At 55.7% G+C, this 15,492-nt stretch carries 21 protein-coding genes and 1 pseudogene; 8 read left to right on the top strand and 14 right to left on the bottom strand.

Going from position 1 to position 15,492, the window contains the following annotated elements:
- The first annotated feature begins 89 nt into the window (after positions 1 to 89).
- A complete protein-coding gene (locus tag DKB71_RS37870) occupies positions 90 to 779 on the top strand; it encodes a hypothetical protein (protein ID WP_408601771.1) in 690 nt (229 codons plus the stop codon).
- 65 nt (positions 780 to 844) lie between these two features.
- Here the strand turns inward: DKB71_RS37870 and DKB71_RS37865 are convergent, their stop codons facing one another.
- A complete protein-coding gene (locus DKB71_RS37865) occupies positions 845 to 1,603 on the bottom strand; it encodes a phosphoadenosine phosphosulfate reductase family protein (protein WP_408601769.1) in 759 nt (252 codons plus the stop codon).
- A gap of 242 nt (positions 1,604 to 1,845) precedes the next feature.
- On the opposite strand from DKB71_RS37865, the gene DKB71_RS37860 reads away from it, so the two are divergent.
- The 5 genes from DKB71_RS37860 (at position 1,846) to DKB71_RS37840 (ending at position 6,437) form a co-directional block, all read left to right on the top strand.
- Positions 1,846 to 2,166: a helix-turn-helix transcriptional regulator gene (locus DKB71_RS37860; RefSeq protein ID WP_408601767.1), complete on the top strand. Its 321-nt coding sequence runs from the start codon at positions 1,846 to 1,848 to the stop codon at positions 2,164 to 2,166.
- Positions 2,166 to 3,434, top strand: coding sequence for a type II toxin-antitoxin system HipA family toxin (locus DKB71_RS37855; RefSeq protein ID WP_408601766.1), 1,269 nt, complete (start codon positions 2,166 to 2,168; stop codon positions 3,432 to 3,434). Before DKB71_RS37860 ends, DKB71_RS37855 begins: the two co-directional genes overlap by 1 nt.
- 124 nt (positions 3,435 to 3,558) lie before the next feature.
- Entirely contained in the window at positions 3,559 to 3,816 is a 258-nt protein-coding gene (locus DKB71_RS37850; protein WP_408601765.1) for a hypothetical protein, read from the top strand.
- Positions 3,813 to 4,040, top strand: coding sequence for a hypothetical protein (locus DKB71_RS37845; protein ID WP_408601764.1), 228 nt, complete (start codon positions 3,813 to 3,815; stop codon positions 4,038 to 4,040). The genes DKB71_RS37850 and DKB71_RS37845 overlap by 4 nt, the downstream gene beginning before the upstream one ends.
- 309 nt (positions 4,041 to 4,349) lie before the next feature.
- Positions 4,350 to 6,437, top strand: a complete 2,088-nt coding sequence (locus DKB71_RS37840) for a hypothetical protein (RefSeq protein WP_408601763.1) — start codon at positions 4,350 to 4,352, stop codon at positions 6,435 to 6,437.
- A 77-nt stretch (positions 6,438 to 6,514) separates the two neighbouring features.
- On the opposite strand, the gene DKB71_RS37835 is transcribed toward DKB71_RS37840, so the two are convergent.
- The 6 genes from DKB71_RS37835 to DKB71_RS37810 all read right to left on the bottom strand — a co-directional run bounded on the left by DKB71_RS37835 (position 6,515) and on the right by DKB71_RS37810 (position 10,386).
- Complete coding sequence (locus DKB71_RS37835; protein ID WP_408601762.1) at positions 6,515 to 7,123, bottom strand: DUF6283 family protein; 609 nt, start codon at positions 7,121 to 7,123, stop codon at positions 6,515 to 6,517.
- A gap of 102 nt (positions 7,124 to 7,225) precedes the next feature.
- Positions 7,226 to 7,411 carry a hypothetical protein gene (locus DKB71_RS37830; protein ID WP_408601761.1) on the bottom strand — a complete coding sequence of 62 codons (186 nt, stop codon included), beginning with the start codon at positions 7,409 to 7,411 and terminating at the stop codon, positions 7,226 to 7,228.
- Positions 7,412 to 7,542: 131 nt separating this feature from the next.
- A complete protein-coding gene (locus DKB71_RS37825; RefSeq protein ID WP_408601760.1) occupies positions 7,543 to 8,844 on the bottom strand; it encodes a WGR domain-containing protein in 1,302 nt (433 codons plus the stop codon).
- 9 nt (positions 8,845 to 8,853) lie between these two features.
- Positions 8,854 to 9,459, bottom strand: coding sequence for a hypothetical protein (locus DKB71_RS37820; RefSeq protein ID WP_408601759.1), 606 nt, complete (start codon positions 9,457 to 9,459; stop codon positions 8,854 to 8,856).
- A 98-nt stretch (positions 9,460 to 9,557) separates the two neighbouring features.
- Positions 9,558 to 9,989 (bottom strand): hypothetical protein, encoded by a 432-nt coding sequence (locus DKB71_RS37815; RefSeq protein WP_408601758.1) that lies wholly within the window; start codon positions 9,987 to 9,989, stop codon positions 9,558 to 9,560.
- A 49-nt stretch (positions 9,990 to 10,038) separates the two neighbouring features.
- The gene (locus tag DKB71_RS37810) at positions 10,039 to 10,386 is read right to left on the bottom strand and encodes a hypothetical protein (protein ID WP_408601757.1); all 348 of its coding nucleotides are present in this window, start codon (positions 10,384 to 10,386) and stop codon (positions 10,039 to 10,041) included.
- Between the two features lie 318 nt (positions 10,387 to 10,704).
- Here DKB71_RS37810 and DKB71_RS37805 point away from each other — a divergent pair.
- Both DKB71_RS37805 and DKB71_RS37800 read left to right on the top strand, forming a co-directional pair.
- Positions 10,705 to 11,736 (top strand): annotated as a pseudogene (locus DKB71_RS37805) (cache domain-containing protein); the annotation flags it as partial.
- Between the two features lie 69 nt (positions 11,737 to 11,805).
- A complete protein-coding gene (locus tag DKB71_RS37800) occupies positions 11,806 to 12,594 on the top strand; it encodes a methyl-accepting chemotaxis protein (RefSeq protein WP_408602313.1) in 789 nt (262 codons plus the stop codon).
- A gap of 49 nt (positions 12,595 to 12,643) precedes the next feature.
- On the opposite strand, the gene DKB71_RS37795 is transcribed toward DKB71_RS37800, so the two are convergent.
- From DKB71_RS37795 to DKB71_RS37765, 7 genes are all read right to left on the bottom strand, one after another.
- Positions 12,644 to 13,276: a hypothetical protein gene (locus tag DKB71_RS37795; RefSeq protein WP_408601756.1), complete on the bottom strand. Its 633-nt coding sequence runs from the start codon at positions 13,274 to 13,276 to the stop codon at positions 12,644 to 12,646.
- Positions 13,273 to 13,722 (bottom strand): hypothetical protein, encoded by a 450-nt coding sequence (locus DKB71_RS37790; protein WP_408601754.1) that lies wholly within the window; start codon positions 13,720 to 13,722, stop codon positions 13,273 to 13,275. The genes DKB71_RS37795 and DKB71_RS37790 overlap by 4 nt, the downstream gene beginning before the upstream one ends.
- A complete protein-coding gene (locus tag DKB71_RS37785) occupies positions 13,722 to 13,940 on the bottom strand; it encodes a hypothetical protein (RefSeq protein WP_408601753.1) in 219 nt (72 codons plus the stop codon). The genes DKB71_RS37790 and DKB71_RS37785 overlap by 1 nt, the downstream gene beginning before the upstream one ends.
- 132 nt (positions 13,941 to 14,072) lie before the next feature.
- Complete coding sequence (locus DKB71_RS37780) at positions 14,073 to 14,471, bottom strand: hypothetical protein (RefSeq protein WP_408601752.1); 399 nt, start codon at positions 14,469 to 14,471, stop codon at positions 14,073 to 14,075.
- A gap of 15 nt (positions 14,472 to 14,486) precedes the next feature.
- Complete coding sequence (locus DKB71_RS37775; protein ID WP_408601751.1) at positions 14,487 to 14,810, bottom strand: hypothetical protein; 324 nt, start codon at positions 14,808 to 14,810, stop codon at positions 14,487 to 14,489.
- A gap of 2 nt (positions 14,811 to 14,812) precedes the next feature.
- The gene (locus DKB71_RS37770; protein ID WP_408601750.1) at positions 14,813 to 15,103 is read right to left on the bottom strand and encodes a hypothetical protein; all 291 of its coding nucleotides are present in this window, start codon (positions 15,101 to 15,103) and stop codon (positions 14,813 to 14,815) included.
- A gap of 94 nt (positions 15,104 to 15,197) precedes the next feature.
- Positions 15,198 to 15,452: a hypothetical protein gene (locus DKB71_RS37765; protein ID WP_408601749.1), complete on the bottom strand. Its 255-nt coding sequence runs from the start codon at positions 15,450 to 15,452 to the stop codon at positions 15,198 to 15,200.
- Between the last annotated feature and the right edge of the window lie 40 nt (positions 15,453 to 15,492).

Here is a 15,492-nt window from a genome sequence, read left to right as displayed (position 1 = left end):
TGCTGCCCTATTGAGCTTGCAATATATCGCCTTTGTTTGAGAGCATCTTGCCTTTGCTTGTCCTCAAAATCACAAACGTGAGATCTGTCATGCGCGAAAAATTCAATCAACTGATGGCCGAGATGCCGGCCAGTTGGCGTTACTCCTGGTGCTCCAGCCAAAACTGCGATTGCCTCGGTGCGGCGAACTGCGCAGGTGGCCTGGTAAAAGCCGGCTTCAACAAGCAACACTGGGATTACTGGGTGAAACAGAACCCTGAGCCGGATATGGCGATACCGGTAAAGTCACTTTCGTTCATCCCTCCTGAGCCAAAGGTGCCGGCCACTTCCATACTGTCTGCTGAGGAGTTCTTCGCCTGGCAAGATGGCCTCTCCAGGGCTGAGCTTGAGGCCTACGAAGAGGGCCGGTTGGCAGTTGGGACGCGCTTCCCTGACAAGGGAGGGGTTTCGTTGGAGGATCCAGTGGAGATCCGCGCCAGCACCCCTCCACCAGTACCAGTCCCTGCGCCAGCTATGCATGAAGGGAAAACCATCGACGAGTTCATGGCTGATATGCCTGAAGGCTGGCGTGCACGGTGGTGTAGCGGCGGCATCTGTGCGTGCATGGGCGCGGCCAACTGCTCTGGGGGTCTGCGTGCCAAGGGCTTCACCCAGGCTGACTGGCAGGACTGGAAAAAGCGTAACGGCATCGCAGAGCCCGTCCGGAGCGCCAACGTCGTTCAGTTGATGCCAAAACCGCTGTCCGCCACCATTGCGAACATCGTCGACGGTCGCAAGTAGTTACAACGACCGCACCTCTCCCCTTATTGGTCAGCGCCCTGCTGGCCAATTTCATTTCACCCCGATTAATTGATGTTTATTGACTCGATCAACTGCACGGTTGAGCGCCCACCACGGAAAATTCGGCGTGGTTCAATTGGAGCTTTGATGTCCGCGTAATTGGCTTCCAGGTGCGCCGGGAAGTCGTACCACTGGGGATTTCTCTCCAGGTTGATCGCGTGCTTCTTGTCGCTCTTCTGCCAGCACCACAAGCAGTTCCCCTCCTCCTCGCCGGCCAGCTCCAGGTCGAAGGGTTGGGTTGCCCACCAGTCCAGGACGTCCTGTTTGGTCATCGGCCACCAGTCGGCCATCGGGTAGACGATGTTGGGATCCTTGCCCAGGCGCTTCGGTTCGTCTCCACGGATGCCTACACAGGACTTACCCTCGAAACCGATACTGCGGATATAGCTGTACATCGGGTTGATCTTAAGTTCTCGGGTGCAATGCGGGTACATTTTGCTCGGGAGGCCGTACTTTTTGACCACCTCTTCGAACGGGCCGTCCCTACCGCTGCGCTTGGCAGTCTCAAAGTCGACGACCTTGTGAGTACAGACACGACGCTCACCGTGATGCACGACTGCCTCAACCCATACGATTGGCATGCCCCAATGATCCTGGCAATCCTTCACGAATTGCAGCGTGGCCGGGTGCTCTTCCCCGGTGTTCGAAAACACGAAGGGGATGTTGGCGTCCGGAAACGCGAGCTGGATCAGTCGAGCCATCATCATGGACGTGCGACCACCGGAAGCGGAGACCCAGAAAGGGGCCGTGTCAGGGTTCAGCATGTAAGTATCTCCGTAAGGTGCCGCCGCCCATAGAGGACAGCCTGGTCAGCGTGATGGTCATATCGACCGTCATTTTCTCAAATTCGTTTGGGGAGCTATACGAAAATGTAATCTATATGGCTCACGAATCGAACTATGAGCCATATATGGCTCACAAGTCAACAATGTAATCTATATGGCTCTCACGACTTGACATGAGCCACATAGGTTACATAATGAAAGCTCAACCAAGAGTTCTGATCATGAAAACCACTTTGCTTCATCAAATCCGTGAACGTCGTGAGGCCCTGGGGCTACAAATCCAGGAGATGCCCCTTCGGGCCGGCCTTACGCGTCAGCAGTACGGAAAGATCGAAGCCGGTGGGAATCCCCGCCTGAACACGCTCGACCAGATTGCTGAAGGTCTGGATGCTGTATTGGTGCTGGTACCAAAAGACAAGCTGGAAGCCGTCCAGCGGGCGCTTGGTGGTGAGTCTCAGATCACTGAGGCGAATCCGCGTTCTGTTCAACCTGAGCTCTTCGGCAGTAATGAGAGTGACAACCCTTGGGGAGAGACTCTGTAATGGCAGGCGAAACGGTTGCAGCCCTGCGTATCACGCTCCAAGGGCAACTCGTGGGCTATCTGGCCGGTTACTCGAACGGCAAGAACGTATTTTCCCTGGCCCCTGAGTACATCGAGAACGCAGCCAGGCACCCGTTGACGCTGTCGCACACCAATGCCGAAGCCTTTGCCCGGCAGTTGGCCGACAAGCACCCGTACACGACCAATCAGAAGCTCCACCCGGTGCTGAGCAATCTGCTGCCAGAGGGCGCCTTGCGCGACATGCTCTCCCAGGCCATGAAGGTTCACCGGGACAACGAGTTCCCACTGCTGAGCTGGCTGGGCCGGGATCTGCCCGGTGCGCTGATCGCTGAGCCAATGGATGCAGCAGAAATCCCAGGCTTTGCATTACTGCATCACGGCAAGATAGAGCCAGTCGTGATCGATGTCCCGGACGTCCGGCCACACTTCTCACTGGCTGGCGTGCAGATGAAGTTCTCCATGCGCAACAAGGACGGTCGGTACATCATGGACAACCAGGATGCTTCGGGCGACTGGATCATCAAGACACCATCGACCGTGCACCCTTTCGTGCCGTTGAACGAGTTCACTGCCATGTCCCTGGCTGCGCTGGCCGGCGTCGACATGCCGGAAATCAAGCTGATCAACATGGACGACATCGAGGCCCTGCCGAACATCAACCTGCCGAACGAGAAGTTTGCCTACGGTATACGCCGGTTTGACCGCCTCCCGGAGAATCAGCGAGTGCACGCCGAGGACTTCGCGCAGATCTTCTTTGCCCACGCCCACGATAAGTACCGTGTCGCCAGTTATGACCAGATCGGCAAGCTGATCTACCAGAACTCGATGCACGGGCAGCGCGATGCCGTGCAGATGGCTATCCGGCTCTTGGTCAACATCCTGCTCGCTAACGGTGACGCCCACCTTAAGAACTGGAGCATGATTTACCGTGACGGGCGCCATGCAGAGCTCTCCCCGGCCTATGACATCGTTACCACCAAGGCCTACATCGCCGGCGAATCGCATTACGCCTTAAACATGGCCAAGACAAAGGACTGGCAAGAGGTGTCCTTTGAACACTTCAAGAAGTGGGCTGAATACGGCGACATCCCATGGAGCGCGGTTCTCTACAACCTGCGGGAAGTGATGAACAAGGCGCGTGCGTTGTGGCCACAGGCTCTTGCAAACAGTCCGATGACAGAAGACCAGCAGGAAATTCTCCGGGCCCATTGGAAGCTTCTTCACGATGATTTCCGGATAGAAGCTTAGCCGCTTGCAGCGCAGGTGCGAGCCTCTCGAAGCAGGCAACCAAGCCATCCGGTATAGCGCCGGGCGGCTTGCAAAAGGCCAGTAACCAGTATAATAATTCGATACTCTTAAAGGATTATCCCCAGTGAATCTCTACGAAAACATCCCCAACGAAGACATCACAATCGTGGCCGAGCTGTTCCGGATGGCTCGTAGCGGCAGATACAAGAAGCTCAAAGTGATGCTGGCGGATGCTCCAAACTTCATTCCCGATACCAGTGATGAACAGCTGCAGCGCTGCGCCAAGCACCTGGGAAACATCCTCTTCGACTCGAATCATGGCGGCTACGGTGATGAGCTCCTACGCAGCAATCAACGCAAGCACCTCAGGGCCGCACGGTGAGTCGTTACGAGAACGGTAAGGCCAGAGCCCTCATCTACGCGTTGGAATGCGCCATGCGCGACAGAGAGGGCCTGCTCGACGCTATGAATTGGCCTCCAGCCGAAGGTGAGAGCCGGGACGAGTGCCTTGCCAATCGCTCTGAATCAGATCGTGATCAAATTCTGCGTACCGAAAGCTACCTGCGGGACTTTAAGAAACTCCAGGACAGCTTCAAGGACGAATAACAGGGCAGTCGCTTCTTCGCCCATCGGGCGCCTAGCTCTTAAACGCCCCACTCCCTCCCTTACAAAATGTCCGATGATGTCCGATGGCGTCCTGGTCACCCTTCCGCAACCCCGGAATTAGCCATGAACATGCGGTTCGTTCATGTCCGCTGATGTCCGCTGATGTCCGCTCATGTCCGGATCACTCCAAATCCTGCGTAACCAACAGCAAATCAAGGGCCATTTGCTCCCAATAATATATGCCATCAATTGACATTTTTGGCTGTTTTGCTACTATTTTGCTATCTCGATTATCAAGGACTTGAAGCAATGACCACCGCCTTCGACCTGGCCCGGCAGGGAATCCGACTGTGGCAGGAGATCACTGGCGTCAATCATGACGACACCAGCATTGACCTGTTCAAGTTTGGAACGATGAGTGACCTCAAGCGTGCGGTGGCGGGTTTGACTCACGATCCATCAGGGATCACCTCCGCCCTGCTCATCATCGAATTCTACAAAGCCTATACAGCCGAGCAGCGCTTCAGCATCGACGACGTGCGCAAGAATGTTGAGGCGTACCAGGTGGCGATGGATCGCGCCGAACGCATGGAAGCCATTCTTGGCCACCCTCTGCTGCAGGACGCTAAAAATCAGTTTCAGGCTGCGGTGCTGAAGGCTGTTTCGCACTATGGCGCCAGCGATAACGAGAAAGTCCTGGAGGCGATGCACGATACCGGCTTGATCACGGATCTGCGCCACTCCGCCTTTAACTCTGCCCACACCCTGCGTGTTGACCAGTTCCTGACGGGCGCGTTTGAGCCGGAAGACGTGAAACCGGTGTTCGTTAAGACCATCTACAAGTTCTGGAACATCAACTCCTTGCTCGCTGCTGCCACGCGCATGCCCTCGGGGATCTCGTTGAATTACATCGCCGCCAAGGACGCGTTGCAAAGCTTTTTCGTCATTGCCGTGCGCAACGGCGGCAACCTGTACATCCTCTCTGATAAGCCAAAGCTCTCCAGCCCGCTTGAGAAGCGCAGGAACGAGGGTCGCGTGTTGGACGAGCGGATCAATAAACACTGGTTCCCCTACGAGCTTTCTGGGCTTGACCTGGATCACTTCAGTGGGAAGGTCATTCACCCGAAATCTGAAGAGCGCGGCCTGTCCACGCATCAGGTCGAGCTGCTGCCGCTCGCAGAGCTTAAAGACATCTCCGCCGAATCCTTCCTCTGGACGGCAATGCTGTTCTCCCTGATCGTCGACCGGTACTGGGGTCAGAAGCAACAGGCGCCTCAGCTCTCCTACACAGGTGAAATGGTCAAGGACTCACAAGCGCTGCTGGCCTACGCCGGCAAAGCCAATCTCCCGGTAGTCGCGACCCAGCTACCTGAGTTTCAGAACATTGACGTTCACGCCATCACGCCGGGCGTGGCTACTGAGGAAGAAATCGGGCTACAGGTCACCAACCGCTACAGCTGGCTGGAAGATCGCTACGGCCACCGGGTTACCCAGGATGTGCTGAATTTGACGGACTCCAGTGAATCCGAGATCACGATGTTCATCAATCATGAGAACAACGTTGTCGTGGCCGATGATGACGAGAACTCCATGGAGCTTACGCGTGCGGTTTACGCCCACCCTAGGAATGCGTTGAGGCTGTCGATCACCGAGTTCGGTACCCAGGACGAGCTTGAGAAAGACCGTAAGTTTCTCGCTCGCGCCAACTACGCCCGCTCGATGCAGATGTTGGCCACGCAAGAGTTCGAAGCCCGCAAGGAAGAGGTCAAGGCCTGGTTCCTTCGCCGCTGCCGAGAAAACAGGGACAACATCCTCGCCTATGCCCACCAGGATGAAATTTGGCTGCGCACCACCGGTAACATCCACAACGTGGGTGAGCATGGCCCAGTCATCCGATTCGCCAAAAGCGAAAATCCGACCTTCGCACTTGAGCGACAGGAAAACTACAAGCCGGCGATCATGTTCCATAGGCTGATGAAGGTCTACGACATCAAGCAGGATTCGCCTGGGAACCGGTACAACACCTTGTTCACCTGGGATGGATACAGACCGGTCTGCAACATCACGGCTGCCATCGCTTCCTATGAGGTCGCCATCAGGCCGTTGAACTCCCAGGATCTCGCTTTCATGGCCGGCTGTGCAGTCGAGGAGCTTCCGGATGTCCTGCAGCACTGGGATCTTGCTGAGTGCTACACCGGGAACAGCAGAATCGGTCGCGTCGATCCGATCCACACCCAGCTTAGCGATCCTTGGCGCACCCTCCAGCTCGGGATTGTGTTCGCGCTGTCGAAGCGGGCGATGAATGCCATCCGCAAGACCGCCAAGCCGATTCACTTCGAGAACCTGGAGCTGACCGAACATGAGGAGGCTGTGGGGCTGACGACGATCAGGTGGTAAAACACCCGTAAATACGGCTTCCTTATGTAATTCGGCTTGATTAGCTGCGCAGCTAAACAAGCCGAAATGCAAAATGATTAGCCACGGAGCTGGCGGATGTAATCCATGTGGGTGCCGCCAGACTTCAGCCAGACGCCGTGTCCCGACCAATGCCGCATGATTGCGTCAACCATCTCGGCTGTTGGCTCCAGACCTTGGGTGTAGGCCGCTTCCCAGTTAGCACCGGGTATGCCCGTCGTTTCCTCAAGCTTAACCCAACGGTTGGCCCCAGGAAGGCACTCGTCCAGCACCAGGCGAAAGCGTTCGGCAAGATTTGGCTTCTCTGGCGCCTGGTTGCCAAGTGCTGACTCATAGTCCGCCAGCATCTCATGAAAATTCTCGTAGAGATCGATCTCGGCACAGTTGCTCTTGATCTGATCCACGTCGATGCCCAACATCATCAGGTTCACGTTCGTGGCCCCCTCTTGGGCAACGTAACCCGCGCACGCGTACTCGCGGCCTTCTTTGCTGCTATGGCATGCAAAGACCTTTCTCGGCCAGGTAACGTCCGATCCCTGAGGTGCAACCGTGTTTGCCAGCTGGCGCATCAACTCAATGCTGAAGTTCGGGATTTCGCCGCCACCTTTGGCCGATGATTTCCGCCATGGGCAAGTTGGGCAAGGCTTATCGGCACAGCTTGAGCTCATCAGTTTCGACCCTGAAAATATGGTGGCCATTTCATTGTAAGGCCCAGGGGCTTTTTTTAAAACTGCTGACTGTGCCGACAAGGCCTGCAATTCCGCATGCTTTTAGGTTTGTGGTGAGCTTTGCTGATCAGGATGCGCCGTCGTGCCGGTAACACTCTGATGGTCAGTCGTGGTGCTGGCTTGAGCACTGATGCGGGAGTGGGCTTTTTCGAGCTGCTCGGCGCCGTCTGCGGCGTAAGCGCCAGCGGAGGTAACAGCGAGGATGGCGGCAAAAATGCTGCGGTACATGGTCAATCTCCGTTCTTATTATGGAGTCATGATCACGCAACCGCAGCATTGCACCAAATTGCTTGTATCACTAGTGAGTATCTGCCAAATCAATAGCTTAGATTCGCAAACACCCCTCTAGGAAGCCATTTTTAGTCGCAAAACTCGACCAAAAATCTCGGATTTACCTGGGACGTCTTGAACAAAATCATCTCATTGTTGAGAACCCCGCTGACCCCACCCTTGGCGAAAACCGAGTCATACCCGTACTCATGCAGACGAGAGTCGCTGTACTGAGCCAGATGCGGCTTACCCATGGCAGCGTCACAGAGGAACATGAACACCTGACGCTCGTTGGTACGAGCGTGATAGCCGTTCGAGTACTGAAGCGACTTGGTGGATTGATCTGAAAGGTAGAGACCATTGCCATACGCACGACCAGAATTCTGAAACGAGCCTACGGGCGTGATGATCAGGCCGCTCTTCAGGATCGACAGCACGTTCGAAGGTCTCGTGCCGTGCCATAGGCGCTGCTCGTTACCGAAGGCCTTCCCTTCCGCCTCATAAGCCGCGTCCATGTGGTCGATTTTGACCTCAAAGACACGCTTGATCCGCAAGTCATACGAGCTGTGCATCCGCTGGCGCGTGCTGTTGAAGAACTTGTCGATAGACGCAATAACGTCCTGGTCTTCAACCACGTTGATTTCGCAGTTGAAGATGTTCGGAATCTTCACCACCGTGTCGGACTTCTCGTCGGCCTGCTTTTTGCGCAGTTCCGCGACCTGGGCAATCGACGACTCCAGGTCATCCAGGATGCCGCTCTGCTTATCAAGCGCTTCCTGGTTAGGCATCAGATCCCTGATCACCAGCTTCCGGCCAACCTTCTGCGGAATCAGCATCAGGTAGGAGGCCACCAGCTTCTTGATCACATCGCTGTCGAAGTCATCGCCCAGAATGTGCTTGGAGATCCTGCCCAGCAGCTTACGCGCTTCGTCGATGGAGTCCTGGGTAACGACACCCAAAGCCGTCTCAAACACACCAGAGACCTCGTCGTATTTGAGGTCGGTGCTCTTCAGGATCGAGTGAACGTTCGCCATCACCAGGCGCTTGATCAGGTCACTGACGACGTCTTTATGCCGGGTGCGGATCTGTTCAGAAGCCGCGACCTCCAGATCCATACGGCTCGCCTCTTGCCGGGTTGCGGTACCGCCCCCGGTAAGCGCTTTGAATGGGGTGTAGCCATCACGCGTCTTCTCACGGATTTTGGACTCAACGAAGCGCATCGCAGCGGCTTCGTTTGGAAACGACTTCGGCTTCTGCACCTGACCGTTTCCGCCCACACGGCCATTGGTGACGTGCGCGGTGAAGTCCTGGCCGACCACGACCTTCCACCACTTGTTGTTGTTGCAATCGACGTCGGTTTTGACTAGGGTCTGGGTAAAAATGCTTTCCATGGTCAATCCTCACACTGCCTTGTTTACACGAACCCACTCAACGGCAGGCTCGTCGTAGAGCTTGTCCATGAGATCCGCAAACTCCGGTTCCTCGTTGAACATTGGATCGAGGACTCGCAGAGTGAAGGCCATCAAATGACCCGGCTCAGGTACAAGCACGATACGGCCACGGTGCTTGTTGCAGAGCTCGTAGATCGACGACAGCAACTTCTCATCGGCAGCATTTGCAGCAGAAGACTGCAGGCCAAAGGTGACGGAGGACGCCTTTAAGGTGCTTGGACGTGCCGAGCTGTGGTTTTCCTGGTAATCGTCGATGTAGTAGACGTGGTGTCCAAAGCGACCATCGGCCAGCAAAACTGGGCCAACGAGGTGTACACGGTCGATGATTTCTTCGGGTACTTCGTGATTCGTACCGATGATCAGGAACCGTGCGACACGCATTTCTTGGTGGGTATCGACCAGACCATAGATCTTGACCAGACCGTGCTGGTTTACAACGCTGAGCGAGCGATGACCGTTCACAAACGGATGGGCATCAGCGGCGAAAATGAAGGGTCTTTTGAAGGATTCCGGGGACACTTCGACGGGAAAAGAGTGCTGCACGAACTTGGACATCGACGAACCTCAAACTGTAGAGAATCAGCTCGTCAATTATCTCACTATCTTTGATGAGCGGCCATCGAATGGATGGCCTTCCAGCAAAAACATATCCACTAAATTGCCAGCTTTTCTTCACCCAATTCTGTCGCGCTGACAATCCTGATAGTAACGGCAGCACCTGATGGGATCGCAGGTGTGCAGTTGCAATTGACCAGATACTTTCGGCTCTTGCCAGAGACCTCGAAACGCCGTCCCTGAGGCGACATTTCATAACACAAGCCAGGGCGGTCGGTACCGTACAACTCATCCAGGATCTGGTTTACTGCGTTTTCTGCTGGCGATTTGTGCTCCCAGACACGTCGGTTTTTTCCACCAAAGAAATCGAAGATGGTGCGCACCAGGTTCAACCGCAGCTCAAACGCAACATGCCCATGCCCTGCTGAATACGCATAATCCATGAGCTCGCCTAAGGACTTCGGCAACTCAGGGCCACCCGGCGAGATCAATTCGACAGGCGCACCCGTCGACACACGCTGTTCACTCATCTAAAACCCCATCGCCTCAATGCCAGGCTTCTGGAGCCTGGAGCCAGAATCAAATCAAACCGTAGACTCGATAAATCGAGAAGAACCGACCGCCCTCGTAGTAGGGCCGGGATTCTATGGTCACATTGTATACGGCTTCACGCCCATTCTCAGCTGCTTTGCGGCGCAATGATTTGATGGCCTCCCCTTCAGAATTTTCCCACGCGCTGGCCACAGGCAGAGCATTGGCAGGCATAAATTCAGGCTTAGCTTCGGTGGCGAAAAACACGAGCACATTTTGCTCGAGCTCCGAGATCTGCTCGGCGGTGAGCACTGGCTCTTGAGGCACAGGAGCGCCACGGAAAGCTTCGAGGATGGCTTTGGGGAAATTAAGAAGAGCAGATCCAATCTGTTGCATGTCGAGGCGTCCTTGTCGTTTAGTGACGCAAACCCTACAGAATCGAGCCTCTCTAGTCACTTAAAACGCCCCGAACGGCTCCAATTCGCCGACGAACGGTCAGATGATAATGATAAATTGTCGCGCAGAAAATCTAGCTGAAAATTCGCTGTTGGCACTGAAGTTTTCGCCTTTATTTGTCGATAAGCAGTAAGTGGCAGCAGCCTTGACCTCACAGGCACGTGTAAGTCATGGGGAGCACCAGCTTTTCTAAACGCCACTATTACCCCGCCCAGGGCCTGGGCCTAGCTCCAGCAAGAAGTATTCGCGGACACACCCATGACGAAAAACTTGAAGTTCAGCAGTAAAATTTTGATCGCCGCGTCGATGATCGTTCTGGTCGCCTTCACGGCTTTCACTGCCTACAACGACTACCTGCAGAAGAAATCCATCACCCATGATCTTGAGGGTTACCTCCATGAGATGGGTGACAGTTCGGCTACCAGCGTAAGCTCCTGGCTTACCGGACAGATTCTGCTGGTCGAGCATGTCGCAGAAGGCGCAGCCAACCACCCAGAGTCTGAGCAAGTCGCCAGCCTGTTGGGTCAAAAGGCGATGTCCAAAACCTTCATCTCCAGCTACATCGGGGACTCGGAAGGCACCTTCACGACAAAACCTGACTCACCGATGCCTCCTGGCTACGACCCAAGAAGCAGACCCTGGTACCAGGATGCGATTACTGCCGGCTCCCCTACGCTGACAAACCCCTACGCTGACGCCAGCACCCGCCAGTTGATCATGACGATTGCCACACCTGTCATCAAAGACGGCAAAGCTACCGGGGTTGTGGGCGCCGACATCAGCATCCAGGCTTTGATCGACAACTTGAACAGCATGGATTTCAGCGGCAGAGGTTATGCCTACCTGGTCGATGATGAAGGCAAGATCCTGGTGCACCCGGACAAGAAGAAGATCAACAAGAACATCAACGACCTCTACACCGGTGGCGCCCCAGCGCTGACAAACGACATCCACGAGGTCACGCTCGATGGCAATACCCGCCTGGTGACCTTCACGCAGGTTAAGGGACTGCCGAACGTTAAATGGTTTGTCGCCCTCTCCCTGGACAAAGAGAAGTGCTTTGCAGCCCTCCAGGAGTTCCGCAACTCGGCCATCATCGCTTCGATCCTGTCGGTGTTTATCATCATCGGCTTGCTGGGCATGTTCATCCGCGTCCTGATGCGCCCTCTCAAAGACATGAGTGTGGCCATGCAGGGCATTGCTGAAGGTGAAGGCGACCTAACCCAGCGCCTGGTCATCATCCGCAACGACGAGTTCGGCGAACTTGGCACGTCCTTCAACCTTTTCGTTGATCGCATCCACACCTCGATCAAAGAGGTTGCCTCGGCTACCGAGCAGGTCAACGAAGTTGCCAAGCGCGTGGTGAGCGCGTCCAACTCCTCCATCGTCAACTCAGACGAGCAGTCGAACCGTACAAGCAGCGTTGCAGCCGCAATCAACGAGTTGGGTGCCGCCGCCCAGGAAATCGCCCACAACGCCGCTCAGGCCTCCCGCCAGGCCAGTGACGCGAGACATCTGGCTGAAGATGGTCAGAAGGTCGTTGAACAATCGATTCTGGCCATGAACAAGCTGTCGTCGATGATCAGCGCTTCCAGCACCAACATCGAGGGTGTCGCCGCCAACACGGTAAGCATCGGCAAGATCCTGGAAGTCATCACCGGCATCTCCCAGCAAACCAACTTGCTGGCGCTGAACGCGGCCATTGAAGCGGCCCGCGCCGGCGAGGCTGGTCGAGGCTTCGCTGTGGTAGCTGATGAGGTGAGAAAACTCGCCCACCGCACCAAAGAGTCGGCGCAGCAGGTGCAGATCATGATCGAGGAGCTCCAGGTTGGCGCTCAGGCCTCTGTCGACACCATGGAAGAAAGCCAGAAGCACAGTCATGACAGCGTGAGCATTGCGAACCAGGCCGGCGAGCGCCTGGGAAGCGTTACCTCGTGCATCAGCGATATCGACGGCATGAACCAGTCAGTGGCCACCGCCACCGAAGAGCAAACCGCCGTCGTCGAGTCGATCAACGTGGACATCATCGAGATCAACACGCTGAATCAGGAAGGCGTCGAGAACCTGCAATCCACCCTCCGCGCCTGCAAGGATCTTGAGATCCAGGCAGAGAGGCTTACGGGGCTTGTTGGTAGCTTCCGGATCTAAGCCGGCAGGAAAAAAGAAACGCCCTTCGGGGCGTTTTTTGTGTCCAACGTCAGGCTGTGGTGGCGTTTAACTCCGCCCTGCACTTCTCATCGGTACCTGTCGCTTGGTCGTAGCCGTAATCGTCCCAGATCCCCTGCACCGTCAGGGGCGTCGGCAACTCTGGAATCAGCGCCAGCCAGGTATCACGGTCGGCGGGTACGTCCTGTTTGAAAATGGCACCCACCTCAGCTTCCTGGCGCATAACCGTCGCCCAGGCCCACGCCCCGTATAGCGCTTTCCAGGCTTGGTCTATGTTCACCTGGGAGAGTGAGCTCATCTCCCCTAGCGATATCCGCTCATAGCGGTTCTTCCGGCTGCCGTCGACCATCAGGGACATCAGCGTAAGCTGGACAGAGACGTGGATCGAGTACAGCCGATCAGGCGATGCGTTACGCCCCCGCGAGCGCCGGCGAATGGTTAACTGAACCCTTGGCAAGTTCTCCAGGGAGCGGTTGACCGCCATGCGCTTGTCAGCCTTCGGGGAAAGGTCGACCTCTTTTGCCTGCCTGATCGCCTCCTTTTTGACCGACGAATTGCGCTGCCCCTTAAGCACGGGCAGGATCTTTAAGATCGTCCCGTCAAGGCGGCGAATGGCCCAGCCGTTAGGAAAGCGCTGGACGTGCGGGTGCTTGGATCGAATCATGGCTCGAAGGATGACCCGTTGGCCTTCAGGGCTTCCTGCTCACGGAACTTGGCCAAGGTACGCTGGAATTCAGCTTCCTTGTCCTCAGGTCGTTCTGGTCGGCGGGCAATCCAGCCTTCAGGCTCGTCATTGCGGGTCTTTAGATCTTCCCAGGCAGACAAGCAATCCTGCAGATCGTTGAAGCAATAGCGATTGTTGATCATCCCAAAGCAATCAACGCCCAGGCCAATGGCGGCAGTCGAGAAGAGGCGCTGCACAACGGCATAACTGCCGTCCTCAAGCTTCTTGGCGCCGACATAGCCGCCTTCGAGCAACGTGGTAGTTATGTCATCTTGACGATCAGGGGGACAGAGCACATTTTTGATGTGATCGACCGGAGCACCTAGCGGCAAAGGGTGGTCATCTTGGTTCTTTGCAAGAACTTCGAGGGCTGTAAGCTTCGCCATCAGTTGGCCTCCGCAATCGATTCATCAAGGAACTGCTCAATGCCTTCAGCACTCTTGAGCACCGGGCCCCAATGCTTAAGCACGAACTCCGAACCACGTTTCTCTACCACGACGCCCATCTGGCCCTGCAGTCGTTCGATATCCCGCAGGACACCCGACTTCACATGGCCGGTAGCCTTTGCGAGGTTGTTCAGGGTCGGTGATTCCACTTGAGACATAGCCAGCGCTACGCGCAGGAGGTTGCGAGTATCCCCGCGTGCAAAGGTCGCGTGACGTGGAGCTTTTGCACTTCGTTGATCAACTGGGGACATCAATGGGGTCTCAGGAGCCTGTGGGCGGTTGTCAGTGGTTTAAGTGTTCGATGGCGATAGTTTAACGGCTGGCGCCTCTACGACGCCATAGCGTTGCTTGGGACGGTCGTAGCCGATGGCCTGGTAAAACTCTGCGAGCGATGGGAGATGATGAACCGGCAGATCGTCGTACAGGGGCACAATGGCTTCGCTCTGATCGAAGCTCTCCGCTATCTGAATCTCGGCGTACTGGATGGTCGGCCATTGAGAAATGCGCTGAGCCCAGTCCTTGCGGATTGCTTCGCTTGCACGCTTTTGCTCCCGGCGTCGGAAAGCATTCAGGCTGGTGGCCTGCTGGTGAAAGTTGCGGGCGGCATGGTCGAGACCGAACCGGTAAAGGTTCACTGCTTTGCCATCCTGGAAGTGAATTCCAACGTACTCATCGCAATTTTTAGTCATGGCCACGTTCCCCATTCAGCAAGCGCCGGCCCGGCGACCGTTCTCGATCACCTGCTGTGTAATCGCATCAAATTGCGCCTTCTTGCCGGTTCGCTCCCAGACTTCAAGACCCAGAACCTTCAACTCTCTCAATAAACACCCGTGTTTAAGGGATCGCCCATAGGCGGTATCCAAATCACCTGGCTGATCCGGTTCCGCGAAAAACTGGATAGGCGCCCCTTCCCCGTATTTCGCTTCCAGTCGACTCCGCCGCTCGGCAGCAACAAGCTGAACAGGCCTCAGGCGCTCATTGATAAGCACCATCATTTCATCGGTTGGTTCGAAGGACTCGACATCCATGCTCAAGCGTCCGCTGGAGTTGGGTCAGTTGCCTTCTTCACGTAGGGCAACGGCTGGAAGCGCAAGTCGACGTCGCCATCGTCACGCACGCAAAGATCAGGATTGCCGAAGGTTTCCTGGCAATACTTGCGGGTGTCGTCGAAGTTGTTGATTCGTCGAGCACAGTACTCGCAGTAGTAGGCTTTGGTGGAGCGGTTGAAGAAGTTGGCGCCCGGCTCCTGGCAAGCAGTGCGATTGCAGCTGCCGTTCTTCAGGCCTTTGTCGGCTTTAAGTTTTTGGGTGGTGTCGACCATGATTTCAGCTCGATAGTAGGCCCGGCGCGGGCAAGTGGGCTGATTGTAGGTACTCTAAGAGTACCTTGCAATGAATATTATGCATAAATTGCCACTACTTTTCAGCAGCTTCCTCGCTGACAACGCAGTACCCAATGAAACGATTCCTGGATTTGCTCATCAGGCCGTACAGAATCCAGCCCCGATCAGCCTTCCCGAAGAACCGCTCAGTCATCCGGTTGGTGCCGTCACGCGGGCCGCTGGCCGGATCGGTCAGGCCGGGATTGGTGGAATAGCCCAGGAAACGGTTGTGGGCCTTGATCCCGGTCATCAAGCAGCGACCCACTTTAGCCTTACGCAAAATCTTCATTGAGATCCTTGGTATGTAATACGTGGTATGTACGTGGCAT

Source organism: Pseudomonas sp. PLMAX (assembly GCF_046042685.1).
Classification (GTDB): domain Bacteria; phylum Pseudomonadota; class Gammaproteobacteria; order Pseudomonadales; family Pseudomonadaceae; genus Aquipseudomonas; species Aquipseudomonas putida_AE.
This window is presented reverse-complemented; position numbering and strand designations above follow the sequence as displayed.

Coding starts and splice junctions, on each gene's coding strand:
- DKB71_RS37820 (WP_408601759.1), bottom strand. CDS start 9,459: ATGTCCAAGTTCGTGCAGCACTCTTTTCCCGTCGAAGTGTCCCCGGAA.
- DKB71_RS37835 (WP_408601762.1), bottom strand. CDS start 7,123: ATGAGCTCAAGCTGTGCCGATAAGCCTTGCCCAACTTGCCCATGGCGG.
- DKB71_RS37825 (WP_408601760.1), bottom strand. CDS start 8,844: ATGGAAAGCATTTTTACCCAGACCCTAGTCAAAACCGACGTCGATTGC.
- DKB71_RS37765 (WP_408601749.1), bottom strand. CDS start 15,452: ATGAAGATTTTGCGTAAGGCTAAAGTGGGTCGCTGCTTGATGACCGGG.
- DKB71_RS37840 (WP_408601763.1), top strand. CDS start 4,350: ATGACCACCGCCTTCGACCTGGCCCGGCAGGGAATCCGACTGTGGCAG.
- DKB71_RS37780 (WP_408601752.1), bottom strand. CDS start 14,471: ATGACTAAAAATTGCGATGAGTACGTTGGAATTCACTTCCAGGATGGC.
- DKB71_RS37815 (WP_408601758.1), bottom strand. CDS start 9,989: ATGAGTGAACAGCGTGTGTCGACGGGTGCGCCTGTCGAATTGATCTCG.
- DKB71_RS37860 (WP_408601767.1), top strand. CDS start 1,846: ATGAAAACCACTTTGCTTCATCAAATCCGTGAACGTCGTGAGGCCCTG.
- DKB71_RS37810 (WP_408601757.1), bottom strand. CDS start 10,386: ATGCAACAGATTGGATCTGCTCTTCTTAATTTCCCCAAAGCCATCCTC.
- DKB71_RS37870 (WP_408601771.1), top strand. CDS start 90: ATGCGCGAAAAATTCAATCAACTGATGGCCGAGATGCCGGCCAGTTGG.
- DKB71_RS37770 (WP_408601750.1), bottom strand. CDS start 15,103: ATGGTCGACACCACCCAAAAACTTAAAGCCGACAAAGGCCTGAAGAAC.
- DKB71_RS37865 (WP_408601769.1), bottom strand. CDS start 1,603: ATGCTGAACCCTGACACGGCCCCTTTCTGGGTCTCCGCTTCCGGTGGT.
- DKB71_RS37855 (WP_408601766.1), top strand. CDS start 2,166: ATGGCAGGCGAAACGGTTGCAGCCCTGCGTATCACGCTCCAAGGGCAA.
- DKB71_RS37830 (WP_408601761.1), bottom strand. CDS start 7,411: ATGTACCGCAGCATTTTTGCCGCCATCCTCGCTGTTACCTCCGCTGGC.
- DKB71_RS37795 (WP_408601756.1), bottom strand. CDS start 13,276: ATGATTCGATCCAAGCACCCGCACGTCCAGCGCTTTCCTAACGGCTGG.
- DKB71_RS37775 (WP_408601751.1), bottom strand. CDS start 14,810: ATGGATGTCGAGTCCTTCGAACCAACCGATGAAATGATGGTGCTTATC.
- DKB71_RS37790 (WP_408601754.1), bottom strand. CDS start 13,722: ATGGCGAAGCTTACAGCCCTCGAAGTTCTTGCAAAGAACCAAGATGAC.
- DKB71_RS37785 (WP_408601753.1), bottom strand. CDS start 13,940: ATGTCTCAAGTGGAATCACCGACCCTGAACAACCTCGCAAAGGCTACC.